This is a genomic window from Microcoleus sp. K5-D4, assembly GCF_036704575.1.
Classification (GTDB): domain Bacteria; phylum Cyanobacteriota; class Cyanobacteriia; order Cyanobacteriales; family Microcoleaceae; genus Microcoleus.
This window is the reverse complement of sequence record NZ_JAUBSD010000006.1, coordinates 89,854-109,524: the sequence shown is the minus strand read 5'-3', so window position 1 is coordinate 109,524 and position 19,671 is coordinate 89,854. Positions and strand designations below refer to the sequence as shown.

Genomic DNA, 19,671 nt, shown 5'->3' with positions numbered 1-19,671 from the left:
TGGGATTTTAAAATCCCAAAAGCCTTTCGACCCCAATTATTTGACTGCTACCCCTTGACAGGTCAAGACAGTATCTACGCTAAATTATGAAAAAAAAAATTATTAAAACCTCTATTTTCAGATTAATAACTTATCTAATTTTTCCCGTTTTTTTATCTACCACCACGGCTGAAATTGTCTTGCGAGTTGCGGGATACAAACCCTGGCAAATAGAAAATGTTGATGTTGCCGTCGAACCAAAAGGTAACTTTTTTACCAAAGACTCGGAACTCGGCTACAAACATTTGCCGGGAAAATTCAAGGTAATACTTAACAGCAATTACTCATTTAATGCAACTCATCTCAATAATAGTTTAAGAATAACTCATCCCCTCAATACTTACAATTTATCTTCAAAAAAGCCAGAAATTTGGATATTTGGCTGTTCTTTTACCTACGGTTGGTCATTGAATGATAGCGAAACTTATTCTTGGTTGCTGCAAGAGAAATTACCCAAGTATGAAATAGTAAATTTTGGCGTTAACGGCTACGGCACGCTGCACTCGTTGATTCAATTCAAAGAAGCACTCAAACAAGGAAATAAACCAAAAATTGCGGTGATTGCTTATGCGGGATTTCACGACCGCCGCAATACTTTGTTAAGGGCGAGAAGAAAGCAAATGGCTGCTTGGAATAAACTGGGTATTTTATTCCAGCCCGATGCTAGGCTGAATGGAGAAAATAATTTTACCTACAAAATGGCAAAACTTGAATATCACGAGTTCCCGCTGATGCGGGTTTCTGCATTAAGCCATTTTTTAGAGGTTAATTACAATCAATTTGAAGAGGGATTGTACAAAAGTCACGAGGTTTCTAAGGCAATTATTGAAGAGTTTAACCGTGTGGCTGAGGCTAATGGTGTTAAGTTAGTTGTGGCGGGAATTAATGCCGGTTCTGCTAAAATGCTGCAGGAGTTAAGTCAGGAGGGAATTGCTACGGCGGATATTTCGGTTGATTTGAAAATACCTGCCAATAATAATTTACCTCATGACCTTCATCCAAGTGCGATCGCCAATCGGCAATATGCAGAAAAGTTGGAAGGCTTTTTGCAACGTACTGTTTTAAAGTAAGTTAACGAACCGCGAAGGCGCAAAGGGCGCGAAGGAATAGAGAAAGAGGAAGTTTAGAAGTTATTTAGGGTTGCTAGAGTGATGGGAGTATTTGATTTTGTTTCTTTTAAATTGCCTCGAAAATTTCTAATTGATGGGTTTATCCTGTTTTTACTTGTTCTCGTAACAGTTGCAGTAACATCAATCTATGTATCCAGCGAACATACTTTTTATTGGTGGGATTACGCGGGCTACAACACTGCTACAGTCAATACGGCAAATTTATTTCGAGACTCGCCAGATAAAGCATGGCGCGGAGTTATAGAATCGCTATCTAAGGAAAAAAATCTATTAATCTCTCTGCCGTTAGTGCCGTTTATTCTCTTATTTGGCGAGTCTCGGCTGAGTTACATTCTCAGCGTATCCCTGATTTATGTGCTGCCGTTTCGCCTGTTGCTGGGGGCAATTTCTGCAACGCTAATTCCAGTTTATCCCCGCCGGGTGTTTTGGTCAACGGTGCTGCTGAGTTTATTAATTCCGATGAGTTGGATACCGACTCTGCGGGGATATCTGGATACTGGTGGCTGTGTGTTTCTAGCCTTGGCAATTTGGGTTTATTTGCAGGATGTTAAGCTGAAATCTTGGTGGAAAATCCCGTTGATTGGGTTTTTGCTGGCGGCGGCGATTCTGTTGAGACGCCATTTTGCTTATAGTGCGATCGCATTTTTGGGTGCAGCGACTATACAGGCTTTCATCGAGTTTATTGTACTAATATACCGTAGGGAAACGGCGTTGTCGTCTTCAAAAGACAAGGACGTGGCAGTGCCGTTTCCCTACAGATGCTTGTTTGAATCCGCTGTAAAATTGAGCTTGATAGCTGCAACTAGCTTGACTATTTTAATGTTGGTAGCGGGAGATTTTACTCGCAGTGCTCTGACGGTTGACTACCGCAATTTGTATGTCGCTTGGAGTTTGCCTGTAAATGATATTTTAACTCGTTATGCGGATTTTTACGGTTTGGGAACTTGGCTGCTGGTACTGATTGGTTTTTCGGCGGGAATTATCACTCGAAAGCTGGTTCCGGTGGCGGCTATTTTTGTGTCGTTGTTTGGGGTTTTGTCGCTGATTGAATGGCTGTTAGTTTTGCGTTACGGCTACTTGCACTATACAATTCATCTTACACCGATCGCACTTTTAGGACTATCCACATTTTTCTGGACAACTTGGCTGACACTCAAGGGAAAAGTCCGGTATTTCCTGCTGGGCGCGGCAGGTTTGTACCTGGTTTTGAATGCCGCAGTCGGGTTAATTCCTCTCAAAATTGATTTGTCAAGAGTGTTTGTGGCTAATTTTCCGCCGTTAGTGCGATCGGACTACGACGAAGTTGTAAAATTAGTAGAGTTTCTGCGAAAATTAACACCGAATGAAGAACCGATTTATATTGCCGGTGCTTCTAACAGTTTTAATGCTAATATCCTCAGACAAGCCAACCGCAAATTAAACCCGCCGGAGGGTTGGTGGAAATTAAATACAATCGGTAGACCGCAAATTGACTCGCGCGATACTTACCCGCTACCGGAGTTGTTGCAGTCACAATATGCGGTGGTTGCAGTGCCTTTTCAGCAGGTGTTACCGACTGACGAACAAGTTTTGCGATCGCACGAACAAGATGTTGTTAAAGTTGTGTACGATGCCTTTACTCAAAACTGGGAAATTGCCCGCGATTTCCAATTGCTACCGGAACAGTTTAAGCTAGAAAACGGCGTGACTGTCAGCGTTTACCGGAGGGTGCGGCCGACTGATACAGCAACGGCAGTTAGGACTCTGGAGGCGATGCAGCGGCAAATAGTCGATCGACCAGGCACGCAGTTAGATTGGATTAGTTTGCATCAATCAATCTACACAAGTGCCAATTATTCAGTCATTCAAGAATCCGATAACCTATATAACATTGTAACTCATTCAATTAAAAACAGCAAGAAACTCGATACATCTTTCCTGTATTTAGGTTCCATTTCAGACCCAGTAAAAGTTACCGGCAAACTCAATTTACTTAACAAGCAATGTCCGGGAGTTGCCCTGCGCTTGACTTTGTGGGACAAGCAAGGTAAATTAATAGACTCAGCAGAGATGGCTTATAGTCAAAAAAGTGCGATCGGCTTAAATCTATTAGTTGAGGGCAAAAATCCCATTTATCTGCTGCTTGAGGTATTGAGTAGCAGCCAACAGGATTTAACAAAGCAATGCCACCTGGAGATTAACAATTTAGCTGTCAGTAGGTAAATTGAACCGTCAATGCAAAAACATCAAAAATCCCGCTGGTATTTTAATCTATCTCTCTATATTTTTGTCATCATCGGCTCCCTGATGGCCAGTGGGTATATTTTCCCGATAGGAGGCAACTTTCCCGAAGTGCCGCCAATTCAATTTATGTTAAATTCTGAACTGTACAAAAATGACTATTACGTTCAGGAAATGGTTAAGTTTAATCCGAGATATTACTATTATTATATTATCTATTTGATCGCCAACTTAGGAACAAGCATTCCCCTAGCGCACTTTATTTATCAATTCCTAGCCTTCGGTTCATTTATCCTAGCTTGCTACGCAATTATCAATATCTATACTAATTCCAAACTGCCTGCCGCAGCGATGGCTTTTTTATGTATAGCGGCTTCATTTACAGATGTTGGTAACACCCTAATATTTTCCACCAAATCAGTACCCAGTACCTTCGCAATGGGTTTCGCAATCTGGGGAATTTACTTTAGTTTGCGCCAGAAATGGCTGACCGGATATTTCTGTTTTGGACTGGCTTGTCTGTTGCAATTTTTAGTTGGTTTATTGCCGGGATTGATGATGGTTCCCGTTTTAGTTATTGAATCTGTAAGACAGCGGAAGTTTAAAACATTGATTTTGGCGATCGCACTTTTAGCAGCAATGGCAAGTATCGTTTACGTACCGATGTTATTAACAGGTACTACCAGCACTCACACTATCGACAACGCCGAGTTTGTCTACATTCACGCGAAAGTTCGCAACCCCCACCACATCCTCCCGTCAAATTGGGATGTCGGGAATTGGTTCAACTTTATATGTTTCATAATGGGTGGCTTGCTGTGCATCAAAAAATCCGATTTATTGCCAAAAGAAGACAAGGTTAATTTTTATATAATTGTTGGTACATCCATTTTTGGGCTGTTTCTAAATTACATATTTGTCGAAGTTTACCCTTTGGCTTTTATTGCCAAACTACAGTTAGCTAGAACCGTACCTTTTGCTCAATTAATTATATTTATTGCTGTGGCTTTGACGGTAGAGCGACTTTACAGAGACAAACAAATAGCTGTTAGCTTGTTGATGTTAGCTGTACTAACTTTGCCTTTTCGGGGACTCATTTTCTTAGGATTCTCAGTTTGGCCAACAAAAAATTACGTATTTCCCAAACGATATAATATATTGTTGTGGATTTTAGCAGCAGGAACGGTAATTTTCAGCTTGATATATCCGCTGGCTGATTCATGGGAAATAATAGGCGATCGAATAATTAGCATCCCCGTCCTTTTCTCAATCCTCGCCTTCCCATTCATTTTAGAAGAAACATCCCTAGCTACATCTATAAAACAGACTCTAACTCACACCTTAGCCTTAATAACTACCGCCACCTTAGTTTTTGGAATAGCAGGAATTCTGCCCAAACCTATATTAAATGTATTTCAAACAAGAGTTAATATCAATGCCGTTCCCAGGGACGACTTAAGCAGATTAGCTGTGCGTTTTTCGCAAATTAGCAGCCGCGATGTACTCGTATTAGTTCCCCCCTCAGTTACCAGCTTTCAGTTTTTCTCCGAAAGAGCAATTGTCGTGAACTTCAAGAACTTTCCATTTACCGAAAAAGGCATTAAAGAATGGCAAAATCGCATGGAAACCGTTTTAGGGGTTCCCTTAAACCCGCAAATGATTTGGGGAGGAAATGACTTTTTTATCCGACGCAGCAGTGCGGATTTAGTCAAAGTAGCCAGAAACTATCATGCCGATTATATCCTGACTCGTACTGACTGGCATCCAAATATTCCAGGAGAAATCGCCGACAAACAAGGCAAATGGATACTGTATAAAATTAGGTAATAAGTAATTGCTAATAGATAATTGGTAAAACTTGTTAAAGCCAAATATGACTTTTATCTTAGTCTGCAGAGACAGACTTTGCTTGTCTGTAAGCAATTTCAAGATTCGCTTTATCTGCGTTAATCAGTGTTAATCCGCCTTAATCTGCGGTTAAATATCAAAACCCGAATCATCAATAATTTCGCTAATTTGCTTGTCCACATAATCAGCATCCACATTCCGCGCCATCAACTCAGCTAAAATCCCCAAAGAAATCAATTGCACCGACAGAATTGTACACAAAATCCCAAAAAATAACAAAGGTCGATTGCCGATAGGCCCAAAATTCATCCCCGCCAAATTCAGAAACCAAATAACTATCAAATAACTCAGCGAAACAGTTCCCACCAAGCCAAAACACAAACCCAAACCCCCAAACAAATGACCCGGTTTGTGCAAATATTGCGTCGTGGCTAACACCGTCAACAAATCAATAAATCCCCGCGCATAACGTTCCCAGCCGTAATTTGATTTTCCGTGCTTTCGCGGATGATGTTCGACAACTACTTCCCCAATTTTAAACCCTAAATTGTTTGCTAAAGCCGGAATGTAGCGGTGCAATTCCCCGTACAATTTAATCGACTGCAAAACTTCCCTACGATAAGCTTTAAAACCGCAATTCATATCGTGCATTTGCACCCCAGTCAGCAAACACGCAACGGCATTAAACAGCTTGGAAGGTAAAGTTTTAGAAAGGGGGTCGTTCCGCTGTTTTCGCCAACCGGAAACTAAATCAAATCCCGATTCTAAATGATGTAAAAATTTGGGAATTTCAGCGGGGTCATCCTGAAGGTCAGCATCGAGAGTAAAGATAATTATCCCTGCTGCATTGCGAAATCCTGCTGAAAGTGCGGCGGATTTGCCAAAGTTGCGGCGCATTTTAATCGCTTTAATTAGTTTGGGATGTTGGCTGGCTAAATCTGTGATTTCTTGCCAGGAATAATCGCGGCTACCGTCATCTATGAAAATGACTTCGTAACTGTCAATTTCTGTTTGGAACATGACAAGTTGGATTTTTTCAAACAGTAATTTTAGGGTAGCTTCTTCGTTGTGAACTGGGATTACGAAGCTGAAATGTTTTGACATAGGGCTATTCTATTTCATTTGTGTTGTCAATGAGAGTTTTTTATTAACCGCAGAGGGCGCAGAGGACGCAGAGGAGGAGAAAGAGAGGTTTTTTAGTTTTTATTGATAACTTGGGAGTTTCGCAAGGCTACCCAACCTTTGCGGTTTTTAAAGGAGGCATAGGCTGTCAATAATTTATCTGTTGGTGATGTTTGAATGTATCCTCTCCAAGCTGCGAATTCGTAGGAATGGCCAAACAATTTAACTAAATCGGGGCGCGGAAATCCTGACATGGCAAAACCTCGAACGACATTTTCTTGGTTGAGAATGGCAATACATTTTACATTGTTTTCGGGGTCTCCTACCCAGCCAATTACTCTCGCTGCTGTTGGTGCCAGTGTGGTGGCTGTATCAAAATATCCGGGTACTCCGTCTTTGGGCGCTGACAGTAAATTTGCGTCTATTTTGGTGTCTAATGCTGCACAGAAATTGTGTTTTTTGATGTCTCGGTTAAATGGCACTAAGTTGTTAGTTTTTAATGCGTCGATTAACCCGATAAAAGCGGCGGGTTTGTTGCCTACGCGGTCTTTAATTAACGTTACGTCGGTGATGCCTAATTGCAGTGATAATGCTACTAAGGGTTGATAGGTGGCTCTGCGGGCGATCGCCATTGCAGTTTCGCCTCCCACCCCGTACATTAAAATAATCGCAACTGTGGCGACTGCAAACAGCGGTGTCAGCCAACGCCCTTGAATTCTTGGTGTTGGCTGCAACTCGCGCACCCACAATACTGTCAGCACAATTGTGCTCATCCAAAACAAGGCTGGAAGTGTGGCGTAGCGGGAAGCGGTGGCCTGTTCGACGCCAAATCCCGATCGACTAACCGCAGCCATTAACGCCGTTTGCAGCGTGTAAAGTTGGATTGATAGCCAAGGCAGCCAATCCGGGCGATCGACCTTTTTTACAAATAGCCAATAACCCACAAAACCAGTCGCTGCCATCAAGCCAATTATACCAATAATTGAAGCAACAATAATATTTTCGCTAAAAATTCCGCCGAGATAAGTAGGAATATATTCGAGAGTTTTGAGCGGGTTAATTTTAGTTAAAGAAGGGTGATGAGAGGGAGTTTTATAAGTTAAAAAATAAATGCCAATCACTGCAATCGAAGCAATGAAATACAAATAAGTTACTCGCCGAGGAAACCGCAGCACAACAGCAGCAGCACACAATATCGGCCACAAAGCTAAAGGAGTGCTGTAACTAATACAGCCTAAAACGCCAAAAACAATGCTGCCAATTATCCACTTATTTTGTAAATGGGGGGGCGCAGCCCCTACAAACTCGTTACCAGGCTCTGCCTGGGAATGAATATCAGGAGGCTCTGCCTCCCTTTTATTTAACAAAACTGTCACATAGGATTGCAAACAAAATATCGAACAAATCACAAATAAATTAGCAATTATCCAGTGAACACCGCTGAATCCCCGCATCCAATTGTGAGCCGCCGCCGGAGTAAAATTAAAAATAGAAATACAAAGGAGTAGCGAGATAAATTGCAGCGGAAAACGCCTCAATTTTAACGGCAGCAGAGCAATTAATACGTGGCACTGAATCCAAGCCAAGAACCAGGCAACTAAACATAAACCAATATTTGAACCTTTGGTGACAGCTATATTCAAGCCATAAATAATTGCCGGAATCAAGACAAAATGCTCGTTCGCCCGAAATATCCAATTAAAAGGATTTGTAGAGAAACCGTCTACTGAATAAAAATTCCAGGTCATCCACCAATAATCAAAATTAGACAAGTCTCCCGCTTGCGATATCAAGTACAAAATATATGAGGCTGGTATTAGAATGCCGAGAACGGATGCGGCAATTAAAATATATTGTTGCTTGACTTTCATGGATTCAGACAGGGGGATATTTTTATTAATTGGTAGGGGCGAGTTTAGGTGAGAAACTTTGCATAAGCCCAGGCACATCTAAATTTTACAGTCAAGTTTGATGAAATTCTTGTGGGGTGGGCGTCCCGCCCGCCCGAAAAATACAACTTAGATGCGGGACAGCTTATAACAGATGATTTCTGAACAAAACCCGCCCTCGCGTTTTGAGTTTTTCTCAATTTTTTATTTCACTTCTCTTGCCAGCATTTGTCTGAGTCCTTGCCGCCAGTGGGGAGGATACGTGCCTAGAAGTCCTGATATTTTTACTGTAGAGAGGACAGAAAAAGCGGGGCGTTTTGCGGGTGTTGGATATTCTGCGGTGGTGATGGGAATTACGCGCTGAACTTTTAGAGGTAAGCCGAGTTGTGCTGCTTCCTCAAAAATGGCGATCGCAAAATCGTACCAACTACAAACTCCGCTGTTAGTGTACTGGTAAGTCCCAAAACTTTCTTGCCCAAGCAGAGGAATAATTTGCGAAATTGCCTCCGCTAAATCCCCCGTCCAAGTAGGACTTCCGATCTGATCTGCTACTACTCGAATTTCTTCCCTTTCCTTCCCTAACCTCAACATGGTTTTCACAAAATTACCTTTGCCGCCGTTGCCGTAAACCCACGCGGTTCTAATAATAATATGTCGGTTTCCTGCTTTCCGAATTGCTTCCTCGCCTGCTAATTTAGATTGGCCGTAAGTTCCCAGCGGGTTCGTAGAATCTGTTTCCAGATAAGCAGAACCGTGGCTGCCGTCAAATACATAATCCGTAGAAAAGTGAATCAAACTTGCTCCCAGTTTTTCGCATTCTTCTGCGAGAATTCCGGGTGCAATGCCGTTGATGGCGTTTGCTAATTCCGGTTCGCTTTCCGCTTTGTCTACCGCAGTGTAAGCACCCGCATTGACGACTAAATCCGGTTGAATTTCAGCCATTGCTTGACGGATGCTTTCCGGTTGGGATAAGTCGAGGCGAGTGCGATCGACCGCAATTACCTCTCCCGAAGATAATAAAATCGGCTGCAATTCTTGAGCTAGCTGTCCGCTGCCACCTGCGAGTAAAATTTTCATAATCAAAAAACTTGAGCTGTTTTCAACGTTTGTCCAGCTTGGTCTTTAGCTGATAAGATTGGTTGGACACCATCTAGCGGCCAGTCGATCGCCAAATCGGGGTCATTCCACAGGATACACCGCTCGTGTGCCGGTGCGTAATAATCTGTAGTTTTGTACAAAACTTCAGCCGTCTGGGAAACCACTAAAAAACCGTGAGCAAATCCCGCCGGAACCCAAAATTGCCGTTTATTTTCTGAACTCAGCAAACACCCAACCCACTGCCCAAAAGTCGGCGAACTTTTTCTAATATCCACCGCTACATCAAAGATTTCGCCAGCAACTACCCGCAGCAATTTGCCTTGAGGCTGCTGCAGTTGGTAGTGCAAACCGCGCAACACATTTTTAGAAGATTTGGAATGATTGTCTTGAACAAATTCGACCGTCACGCCTGTTTTATCGATAAAAGCTTTGTGATTGAAACTCTCAAAAAAGAAACCGCGATCGTCTCCGAAAATTTTCGGCTCAATGATCAGAACTTCCGGTATTTCGGTAGATATAACATTCATAGTTAGCTGTGAAAGTGATAAACTCATACTCAGTCTCTGCTATTTTACTATGAAAGCCGACGCATATCTCAAAAAATTGTACGCCAATCGATTTGATTCCCGACAACTGCAAGCCAAGGTGGCACTATGGAAAGTTTTAATTGACGAGTTTTTACAAGAGTATGTTCCTCCCGAATCAACTGTTTTAGATATTGGTGGCGGTTACTGCGAGTTTATAAATCAAATTCGGGCTAAAAAAAAATATTTAATTGATCTCAATCCCGATTCCAAGTTATTGGCTCATCCTGATGTTAAAGTGCTGAACATAGATGTTTTAACTTTTGACGATAAATCAGCTCTTAGCGAACAATTTGACCGGATATTTATCTCTAATTTTTTTGAACATCTCCGCAATAAGGAAGAACTCATACAAATTATTTCATTTTGCTTTGAGGGGCTTAAGCCTGGGGGTTCTCTCTTGGTTGTCCAACCAAATTTTAAATATTCTTTTAAAGAATACTACGATTTTATCGATCATCAATTACCCATTACCCACTTATCGCTGCAAGAACTTTTACAAACCGTCGGCTTTAAAATAGACCTAATTATACCCAGATTTTTACCATTTTCGACAAAAGGCAGACCTGCCTCGCCCTGGCTTTTAAAAGTTTACTTAAAATTGCCTTTTTTGTGGCGATTTTTGGGAGGTCAAATGTTTGTTAAAGCATCGAAACAAAACCCGAGAGGTAGAGACTCATGACTCGCAGATGCAGTCAGCTCCACGCAGAGCGATACATCTGCGTTTATCCGCGTTTATCCGACTGCATCTGCGGTTAAAAAATCCCTACAAAATCGAACTTAAAACCGCCTCATTAGCAGCAATCCAATCATAAATATCCTGCAAAGCCGCTTCCGACCCAATCACAGGCTGCCATCCAGTTTTCTCCATCACCCTCGAAGAATCAGTAATAAAAATCGGAATATCCCCCGCGCGTTCCTCCAAAACAGGAGGAATCGGAATCGATTTACCCGTAATCTTTTGGCACAAATCAGTTGTCTCAACCAAAGAAAGACTGTTGCTCAAACCGCCGCCAACATTAAAAACTTCACCATCTAATTTGGAAAAGTTTTCTAACTGATAATTAACTAACCTCAACAAATCTTCAACGTGCAGTAAATCCCTAACCTGCTTGCCGCTGCCACCAAAACCGATATAACTCAGCGACTTTTGAAAATAGTGAGCCGCCACCCACAAACCGCAAACTCCCTGATCGACTTTACCCATTTGCCAAGCCCCGGTAATCAACCCGCAGCGGTTAATAATTGCCGGCACATTGTATGCTTCCCTGTACTCCTCAATCAGCAATTCTGAAGCTAATTTAGTTGCTCCATAAAGCGAACGGTGTCCTTTTAAAGGGAAGTCTTCTGATATGCCCAACTCGGATATACCGGGTAAAGTTTGCTCGGGGGCGATCGCAAATCTATTCGGCAACTCTAACAGTTTAACAGACTTGACACTGGCGATCGGATAAACCCGACTCGTAGACAAAAACAGCAAACTCGCACCCGTTTGTCTCGCCAACTCCAAAACATTCACAGTGCCCAGTAAATTCGTCTGCAAAACGTACTGAGGCGAACTAAAACCAGCCAGCACAGAAGGCTCCGCAGCACAATCTATAATGCAGTCAGCATTGAGTGCAACTGGATCTAAATCTGCCGCGGTGCGAATATCCCCGTAAACAAACTGAATCCCGCAACTTTTAAGCCGAGGAAGATTCAATTCCGAGCCGCGGCGACGCAGGTTATCTAAACAAATTATTTGCCATTCCGGGTGCAGTTTCTTCAGGCCAATTGCCAAACAACTGCCGATGAAACCGGCACCACCAACAATTAAAATTCTTTCAGGCATTCACTTTCAACTTTGCTATCTTTCTAGTCCGGTGGTAGTCGCCGCGAGACAGATGTTTTTCCAGCCAGACATATAAGACAATAAACAAATATCGACTGCCCATCTCTTTGATTTTCAGCTTAGAAATACCAGCCGTCCTATTGTACCACCTCAGAGGTATTACCGTATAGGAAAAACCCCTAACGATTGCTTTTAAAGGCAGTTCGACTGTCAAATTAAAATGATGACTCAAAATCGGTTGTACGCCTTCAATTACTTCTCTGCGGTAAATTTTAAAAGCATTGGTGACATCGCTGTACCGCAAGCCGAAAATACTTTTGACAAACCAGTTTGCTAAGCGGTTAATTGCTAACTTGTGAATTGGATAATCAACTATAAAGCCGCCTTTGATAAAGCGGGAACCGAAAACGCAATCATATCCTTCTTGCAACTTGCGGTATCCTGCTACCAAATCTATGGGATCGTCGGAAGCATCCGCCATCACAATTGCCGCAGCATCTCCGTCAAATTCGGCCAAACCACGGCGCACGGCAAATCCGAAACCGTTGGGAGGTTGATTGTTGATGTATCTAACTGTGGGAAAAGTCTCTGACAACTCCTGGCAAATATCAAGAGTTCGATCGACACTGTTGTCATTCACAATCAAAATTTCGTGCGGAATGCCTTCTAAATCGAGCGTCTGGGCGATCGCCCGCACAGTACCGTACAAACAGCCCTCCTCATTGTGAGCTGGTATTATCACAGAAATTTTCACTCCTCATCCTCCGCGCAACTGGACAAACTGGTTGTCAACAGGATTATACACCCAAGCCTTAATTTCAGTTTGGGCGATCGGCAAATTATTACCTGACAAATCAACCGCCCACCTTGCATTATTGTATAACTCAGATTTTAAATTCTCAGCAATGTCGGGACTGTCCAAATTTACATAAGCGTTAGCAAAAAAAGATTGTTTATCGCCGACAGATAGCAGTACAATATTCGGCTGTTGCAATTTTTCTGGCAAAACCGCCCAACCAGCAGCCTTGACAGCATCATTTGGCTTAACAGTCAAGGATTTATCGCTAGTTTGAGGTTTGTCTAAATAACCGTAAACTTTCTCGGTATTAGAAATAAACTCTACATTTTTCGCGAGCTTGATCCAACCTATTTTGTCGATTATTGCAGCGCCTTCTCTCACCAGCCAAGTTTTTTTGCTCAGCACCCTCAAACAGCTTTCCGGCGAATTATTGAAAAAAGCAGAGGATTCCAGATAGTTAATTAACTGCAAACAATCTTGAGCGCCTTGTTTGTAAAGAAGTGCCGATCTAGTTTGGGCGATCGCCTGTTCAGAGTTAACAATTATTGTAGCAATTAACAGCCCTGCCACTACCCGACAAATAAATTTATAATTAAGCTTTAACGTTGCTTTTGTTTCTTTATAATTACCTCGAACAAACAATTGCCCTAGCTGAACCCAAGCAATTAATAGTAAAATCGAATTAGTCGTATATCTCGACGATCCAATCGCCTGAATTGCCCCAAATTCCGCCCTACCAGCCGTAATAAACAGAGCGGATAAAACCGAAAATAAACCTATTGACAGCCAAGGTAAAGCCTCATAATTCTCAGCAATATCATTCCTATCTGTCATTGCGAGGGAGGAAGCAATCCCCGGGACTTGAGGTGGCTTTTCAGAGTGCTCGCTCACAGATGAAGCTATCGAACTTGATACAATGTTTTTTGCAAAATAAACTACAAAAAATATAAAATTTCCCAAAATTACCAATCCTACAAATGCCGAAATTCCCGGCGAGCGCACAATTGGCGAACCCAGCAAACTTAAAAAGTAATCAATCACCACAAACGGCTTATTCAACAATGAAATAATACTTGCTTTGCGACTAGGATTATAATCAATTGAGTAAACAGCACAAGTTGTCGCAAACAGCAGCATCCATGCGATCGCTCTTTTTCGTTTCTGCGCTGCATTTCCCTCCAAAGCCGCCACAGCCGGAATCGCAGCCAACCAAGACAGCAAGCCTTGAGCCAGCGAAAAACTAGCAATAAAGCAGAATACAGCAGCAATAGAGATTCTAATATTAGGCAATAATTTGTGATTTGAAACCAGCGCATAAACCGCAGCTACAAAACATAAATTTACAAAAAACCACGCTAATTGAAATCCCCAAAGCCAGTTTTCGTGCTGAACTAGAGAGAAAAGCAAAATACAAGTTAAAATATTAGCTAAATGCCACAAATCATCCGCGACATTCTTAACTTGCATTGAGGATAACTTGTACATAGCGATAAAAGTTATCCCAGCCAAACCTATGCTGACACACAACTGATAATTAATATTCCATCGCGAAGCAAAAGCCAGCACCGCAATAATTATTTTAGGGAAAAGTATGCGGTGGTTGCTGTGCAAACCCCAAAAATCCTTAAAAGTTACATTTCCCGCAGCTAATTTTTCAAAAAGGCTAGCTAACCTCCACTCGTCATCAACGGGAACGTTAACGCTAAAATTCGCTACAAATCCGATTAATAAGAGGACAGGAATTAGATATAAAGTAAATAATATGATTTTTTTCATTAATATCCAATCCGGTAGCATCGGAATTGTAAAATCTAGTCATATCATGCCCGATCGATTAACCATAATATCCCGGTCGGGGCGGGTTTTTGAGAGGGTGAATTATTCGCAGGTACTGTGGGTGAACCCGCCCCTACAAAAATCCCGGTCGCTCGACCGGACATGATATCATCAGCTTTTCGACTGACAATCAACTCTCAACTCTCAACAGTCACCGGCTGTCAACAGTCAAGAGTCAACCGTCAACTGTTCGCTACTTAATAGTCTTGAACGTATCCATTTTGCCAGTAAATCGGTTGATAAACATCTGCAAAACAGTCCGCTTGCCGATATTGATATTAGAGCTCACGGACATTCCCGACTGCAAGTTAACCTCCACTTCATTTGCCTTGCCCTTGTTCAAAACAAACTTCTGATTTTTGAGCTTTATTTTGGTTTTGAAAGCGTAGTATTTCCGCAGTTCAGTAGGAGGCTCAGCATCGCTGCTAATCTCTATCACCTCACCCTCCGCAGTACCAAACTCCATCGCCGGGAAAGCTTCTACATTCACTTCCACAGGCACGCATTGGTATTTCGTCAAACCCAGTTTCTCTCTGTTAACTTCCTTCTCTGGACAAACGCAACTTTTACCTGTTTCGCAGTCAATTTTTTCTCCATCTAATTGCTTGCCGTGATACGCCTCCAATTTTGCCCGCTTCTGTCTCAAAGCATCCAATACCAGAGCCACATTGCTGTTTTCGAGGTAAACCACTGCTTCCAGACCGTTTTCGTCATCCAAAACTTTGAGCAGCTTTTCAGTTTGCTGCGCTTCGTAATAAGCTTCTTCGCAGCGTGCTGGGCGCGGTTCGCCCGGTTTCAGCACCGTATTAATAATGGATTGGCATATCGGATCTTTCGCCATATCCAACTTAGCTTTCTCCTTGGTAGAAGGCTTCAAATCAAAGATTACACCCGATACGGGAGCTTTCATCACTTGAGTGTCGCGGTTTTGTTGAGCCTTTTCTAGCTGAGCGTTCACCTCAGACAGCTTTTTCAGGTTTTCCACTTTGAAGCGACTTAGCTGAGAATCGCTGCTGGCAATTTGTTTCTCGTTTTCAGCAATTTTGCTGTAAAGTTCTTTTGCCCAGGAATCCTTGGTGTTTTTTAACTGTTCTTGGGCGCGGGCGATGGACTCCTGAATGCGTGCTTGCTCTCCTTGCTGGCGCTGTATGTCAGCACTAATTTTTTGGATGTCACCTTGACGCGCGTTAATTTCGCCTCGGCGCGTATTGATTTCACCGAGGCGTGTGTTAATTTCGCCTTTGCGAGAGTTGATTTCACCTTCGCGCTGCTTGATTTGATCTTGCTGTTTGAGAACGTCGCTTTGACCCCTGAAAACATCTTGTTCTTGACGTTCTTTTTGCAGTTCAGCAATAGCTCCTTCCTCCACAAGGGGGGCGAGTCTGCCTAGAATGTTTTGGTTCGACTTCAATACTTGTTGGGATTTCGCTAACTGTTCTTGGGCCAAATCTCTCTGAGCCAGGGCTGATTTTACTTGCTCTTGCGAAGAAGCTAACTGCTGCTGAGCATAATTTAATTGGTTCTGGGCAAAACCCAATTGTTGCTGTGCCACTGTCATTTGATCGCCGGCTGCTTTCTCAGCATCCTGAGCTTGCTTCAGTTGTTTTTCTAACTCCTGAACTTGGCCTTGAGCAGCAGCGACGCGAGACAGAAATTCCGATCGATAATTAACATAAAGTCCTTGCTGGGCTGCATCAAAATTTCCGCTAGCTCCCCGATTGAGGTACAGTTCGTCAATCAAAGCTTGCAGCACTTGATTTTGTGCCGTGAGGCTCTGTCTGTCCTTGATTGTTGATTCTAGGTTAGAAGGAACAGCGCCTTGAATTTTGCCGTTGACAACATCTTCGTAAAATTTATTTTCCTTTTCCAGAGCTTCTTTAGTTTTCTGTATCGATGTTAAATCAGCACTGGGTGCAAGGGGGTTGAAAGTTAGCAGAGGCTGGTTCTTTTCCACACGATCGCCATTTTCAACGTGAAGTCTCACCACAGCTCCCGTAGCAGGTGCTTGGATGTCTCTAGCACCATCTTTGAGCTCCAATTGGCCGACAGCGGGGACAGCTTGCTCTACGCTAGCAAAATAAGCCCACACTACAGCAGAAGTGGTCATCAGCATGATCATCCACAAAAACAAGTGCGACCAAATCGCTGGTTTTTCGAGAATGACTGGTTGCTCAGAAAGTATTAACGATTTCATTGCCATTTGTTAGTTCTCAGTTGTTAAGCGTTAGTGATCAGTTGTGAGTTGTTAGATATCAGGTATTCGATGACTCTTGTTGCTGGAAGAGGCAGTAGTAACGCCCTTTAAGAGCCATTAATTCTTTATGAGTTCCCCGCTCGACTACAGAACCTTGATCCATCATAATAATTACATCAGCGTTTTGGATTGTAGTCAGGCGGTGAGTAATGAAAAACACCGTGCGCCCCGCGAAAGCTTCTGCTAAGTTATTGCAAACTTGGCGTTCGGAATGGTAGTCGAGGGCGCTTGTAGCTTCGTCCAAAATCAGCAGTTTCGGGTTTTGCAAAATCGTGCGGGCGATCGCCAAACGCTGCCTTTGACCCCCAGAAAGCGACGCACCCCGCTCTCCGACTATCGTATTGTAGCCAGCAGGCAAGCCCATAATAAAATCGTGAGCTACCGCTAATTTTGCAGCTCGCACAATCTCATCCGTACTCGCATCGGGATTACTCAGAGCAATATTTTCCTGCACAGTACAGTTAAACAGCAAAGTATCTTGCAACACCACCCCAAGTTGGCTGCGGAGCGAGTACAGTTCCACCTTAGAAATGTCGTATCCGTCAATAAAAATCCGGCCCGACAGCGGCGGATAAAGACGCTGCAACAGCTTCATCGCTGTACTTTTACCGGAACCGCTTCCACCCACAATTCCCACAAAACTGCCAGCGGGAAATTCCAAATTCACATTAGCCAATTGCAGTGGGCCGCTCTCCAGAAATCGGAAGGAAACCTCCTCATAGGTAACCTGCCCTTGAATTGCCGGCAGCGGGATATTGTTCCGGTCTTCATCGCTGGTTTCCGTCGGCGTATCCACCACATCCTTAAGCATATCGATCGACATCGAGACTTCTTGGAAACTCTGCCAGACGCTCACAAAACGCAGCAGCGAACCAGTCACGTTCCCGGAAATAATTCGGAAAGCAATCAACTGACCCAAAGTAATCTCATTTCCCAGTACCAAATAAGCTCCCACCCACAACTGAGCTAAGTTACCCACCTGGTTTAAAAAGCTGCTAATCGTACCCGCCGCAGTCCCCGTGATAATTGTTTTAAAACTGGCTGTAATGTATTTTGCGTAGCGGCTCGACCACTCCCACCGGGATTTCAATTCAATATTTTGAGCCTTAACAGTTTGAATCCCGCCGACTACTTCCACTAAATAAGATTGAGAGTCAGAAAAACGCATATTTCTCTGTTTTATCAGGCGCAGCACCAGCGGATTGATTAGAATAATCATCAGCCCCAGTATCGGTACCACTGCCAAAGATACAAACGTTAGCTGCACACTGTAAGAGAGCATAACGGCGACGTAAACCACCGAAAATACCGCATCGAGAACCACTGTCAGAGCTGTACTCGTCATGAATTCCCGAATCTGGCCCATCATGCTGAATTTGTAAACCAGATCTCCCACGCGCCTGTTGTCAAAGTAATTCTGGGGCAGCCGGAGCAAGTGGTCGATTACCTCCGCACTCAATTTGACATCGATGCGGTTTGAGGTATCTATAAACAAAAAGGTACGCAAACCGTTGAGCAGTCCTTCAAACAGGGCAACACCTAACAGAAATGCTCCCAAAATATCCAAGGTGTCAATGCTGCGCTGACCTAAGACTTTATCAATAATTATTTGGCTGATTAATGGGTTTGCAAGACCAAATAACTGTACAAAAAACGAAGCAAGCAACACCTCAAAAAACACTGTCTTGTGTTCCATGAGGGCCGGCACAAACCACCAGAAGCTGAACTGCTCTTTTTGCTCAACTTGCGGAGCTTGCAGCAGCAGGACTTCTCCTGATTCGCCCCAGATTTCTTTAAACTGAGGTATCCGCTTCCGCATCAGCCCCTGTTCGGGCGTGGCGATCACCAATTCTTGCTCGGTGATGCTGTAAATAATGGCAAAGGTATCTTGCCATTTAATCATTACGGGGGCTTTGATGCGGTTGATGGCTTCTGCTGGCACTTGCGCCAATTGGGGCGTGAGGCCGATGCTTTGGGCGATCGCCCCGCAGGCTTGCATACTGATAGAACCAGCGGTTTTTAACTGATTTTCTAGAACTTTGCGGATGATATCTCGACGAAATTTTAGACCGAAATACTTGCTCAACATTTGGAAGCAAGCAAGCGGGGCCTCAATCTGCCCTTTGGCGCGGAAAACTGGGTATCTCCCCGCATCCTTTGGTTGGTCGGTTTTGGGTTCTGGGGGGCGATCGGGGGCGTCTCTAACCGTGATCGATGTTCCGCCGGGCGGATTCTGCCCTGGGCCTACTGTATCTGGCGTGCCATTTAATGAGTCTGTTTCGGGTTGGGGTTCTGGGGGTTCCCGGAAGCCGACCAAGCGAGCGCCGAGGCGGCCTTCTACTTTTAAGGATTTGGCTGCGTTTTCCACAGAGAAGCGGCTGCCGGTGGGAAAGTCGCCCAAGACGCCGCTGCTGACGAGCCAAACTCGATCGGCATCTAGCTCTTTGGCGATGTCTTGAGTTTTTTTGTTGCCGTTTGGCACGTTGACAACTGTCGCATCTTGCCAAGCTTGCAGGGTGAGTTCCTTGAGATTGGAAGTGCCGTCGGCTTGGCGCTGCAATTCCAGGCTCAACAGTTCAAATACTTCGCTCAAGGAACAGTGTTCGCGAAAGGCTTCTCCAAATGTCGGCTGTTTTTCCAGTACGCTCAGGAAATCTTCGGCAGGTAGGACGATGGCGATCACATCTGTAGAGGCAATCGCCGTTTCGCAGGGAACTCCCCTGAGCAAGCCAGCCCAGCCCAGGATTTCCTTCGACTGCACCAAGCGTAAACTTACGTGGCGCTGCGAGCGCTGGTCAAAGCCCAGCAGCCGGGCCTGGCCTTGATAGATAATTGCCACCTGAGTCGGCATTTTTTCCCGTTCAAACAGGGGTTGCCCCGTCCGGTAGCCAAGGAGTTGGCATTTAGCCACCAAGGCTGTCAGAGCCGTCTCTGACAGTCGGTCAAAGGGAGGTGTTTGAGCTAGGAAATCCTGAATTTGGGAGAGGGAAACAGCGGAAGAAGTCATCCAATTTTAGATTT

The 19,671-nt window shown here is 43.7% G+C and carries 13 protein-coding genes; 4 read left to right on the top strand and 9 right to left on the bottom strand.

Annotation, left to right across the window (positions count from 1 at the left end):
• Positions 1–86: 86 nt before the first annotated feature.
• The 3 genes from QUA77_RS03850 to QUA77_RS03840 all read left to right on the top strand — a co-directional run bounded on the left by QUA77_RS03850 (position 87) and on the right by QUA77_RS03840 (position 5,216).
• A complete protein-coding gene (locus tag QUA77_RS03850; protein ID WP_333449310.1) occupies positions 87–1,109 on the top strand; it encodes an SGNH/GDSL hydrolase family protein in 1,023 nt (340 codons plus the stop codon).
• Between the two features lie 111 nt (positions 1,110–1,220).
• Positions 1,221–3,371 carry a hypothetical protein gene (locus QUA77_RS03845; RefSeq protein ID WP_333449309.1) on the top strand — a complete coding sequence of 717 codons (2,151 nt, stop codon included), beginning with the start codon at positions 1,221–1,223 and terminating at the stop codon, positions 3,369–3,371.
• A 12-nt stretch (positions 3,372–3,383) separates the two neighbouring features.
• Positions 3,384–5,216 carry a DUF6798 domain-containing protein gene (locus QUA77_RS03840; protein WP_333449308.1) on the top strand — a complete coding sequence of 611 codons (1,833 nt, stop codon included), beginning with the start codon at positions 3,384–3,386 and terminating at the stop codon, positions 5,214–5,216.
• Between the two features lie 150 nt (positions 5,217–5,366).
• Here the strand turns inward: QUA77_RS03840 and QUA77_RS03835 are convergent, their stop codons facing one another.
• From QUA77_RS03835 to rfbC, 4 genes are all read right to left on the bottom strand, one after another.
• The gene (locus tag QUA77_RS03835) at positions 5,367–6,341 is read right to left on the bottom strand and encodes a glycosyltransferase family 2 protein (protein WP_333449307.1); all 975 of its coding nucleotides are present in this window, start codon (positions 6,339–6,341) and stop codon (positions 5,367–5,369) included.
• A gap of 92 nt (positions 6,342–6,433) precedes the next feature.
• Positions 6,434–8,230: a hypothetical protein gene (locus QUA77_RS03830; RefSeq protein ID WP_333449306.1), complete on the bottom strand. Its 1,797-nt coding sequence runs from the start codon at positions 8,228–8,230 to the stop codon at positions 6,434–6,436.
• A 222-nt stretch (positions 8,231–8,452) separates the two neighbouring features.
• The gene (gene rfbD, locus QUA77_RS03825) at positions 8,453–9,325 is read right to left on the bottom strand and encodes a dTDP-4-dehydrorhamnose reductase (protein ID WP_333034852.1); all 873 of its coding nucleotides are present in this window, start codon (positions 9,323–9,325) and stop codon (positions 8,453–8,455) included.
• A gap of 2 nt (positions 9,326–9,327) precedes the next feature.
• Positions 9,328–9,873, bottom strand: a complete 546-nt coding sequence (gene rfbC, locus QUA77_RS03820) for a dTDP-4-dehydrorhamnose 3,5-epimerase (protein ID WP_333449305.1) — start codon at positions 9,871–9,873, stop codon at positions 9,328–9,330.
• A gap of 49 nt (positions 9,874–9,922) precedes the next feature.
• Between rfbC and QUA77_RS03815 the strand changes: the two genes are divergently transcribed.
• Positions 9,923–10,612, top strand: coding sequence for a methyltransferase domain-containing protein (locus QUA77_RS03815; protein WP_333449304.1), 690 nt, complete (start codon positions 9,923–9,925; stop codon positions 10,610–10,612).
• 84 nt (positions 10,613–10,696) lie between these two features.
• Here QUA77_RS03815 and QUA77_RS03810 read toward each other — a convergent pair whose 3' ends face one another.
• The 5 genes from QUA77_RS03810 to QUA77_RS03790 form a co-directional block, all read right to left on the bottom strand.
• On the bottom strand, positions 10,697–11,761 hold the full coding sequence (locus tag QUA77_RS03810; RefSeq protein WP_333034848.1) for an NAD-dependent epimerase/dehydratase family protein: 1,065 nt from the start codon (positions 11,759–11,761) through the stop codon (positions 10,697–10,699).
• Positions 11,754–12,503, bottom strand: a complete 750-nt coding sequence (locus QUA77_RS03805; RefSeq protein WP_333449303.1) for a glycosyltransferase family 2 protein — start codon at positions 12,501–12,503, stop codon at positions 11,754–11,756. The genes QUA77_RS03810 and QUA77_RS03805 overlap by 8 nt, the downstream gene beginning before the upstream one ends.
• 15 nt (positions 12,504–12,518) lie before the next feature.
• The gene (locus QUA77_RS03800) at positions 12,519–14,336 is read right to left on the bottom strand and encodes a hypothetical protein (RefSeq protein WP_333449302.1); all 1,818 of its coding nucleotides are present in this window, start codon (positions 14,334–14,336) and stop codon (positions 12,519–12,521) included.
• Positions 14,337–14,589: 253 nt separating this feature from the next.
• On the bottom strand, positions 14,590–16,596 hold the full coding sequence (locus QUA77_RS03795; protein ID WP_333059008.1) for a chromosome partitioning protein ParA: 2,007 nt from the start codon (positions 16,594–16,596) through the stop codon (positions 14,590–14,592).
• A gap of 52 nt (positions 16,597–16,648) precedes the next feature.
• A complete protein-coding gene (locus tag QUA77_RS03790; protein WP_333449301.1) occupies positions 16,649–19,657 on the bottom strand; it encodes a peptidase domain-containing ABC transporter in 3,009 nt (1,002 codons plus the stop codon).
• Positions 19,658–19,671 lie beyond the last annotated feature (14 nt).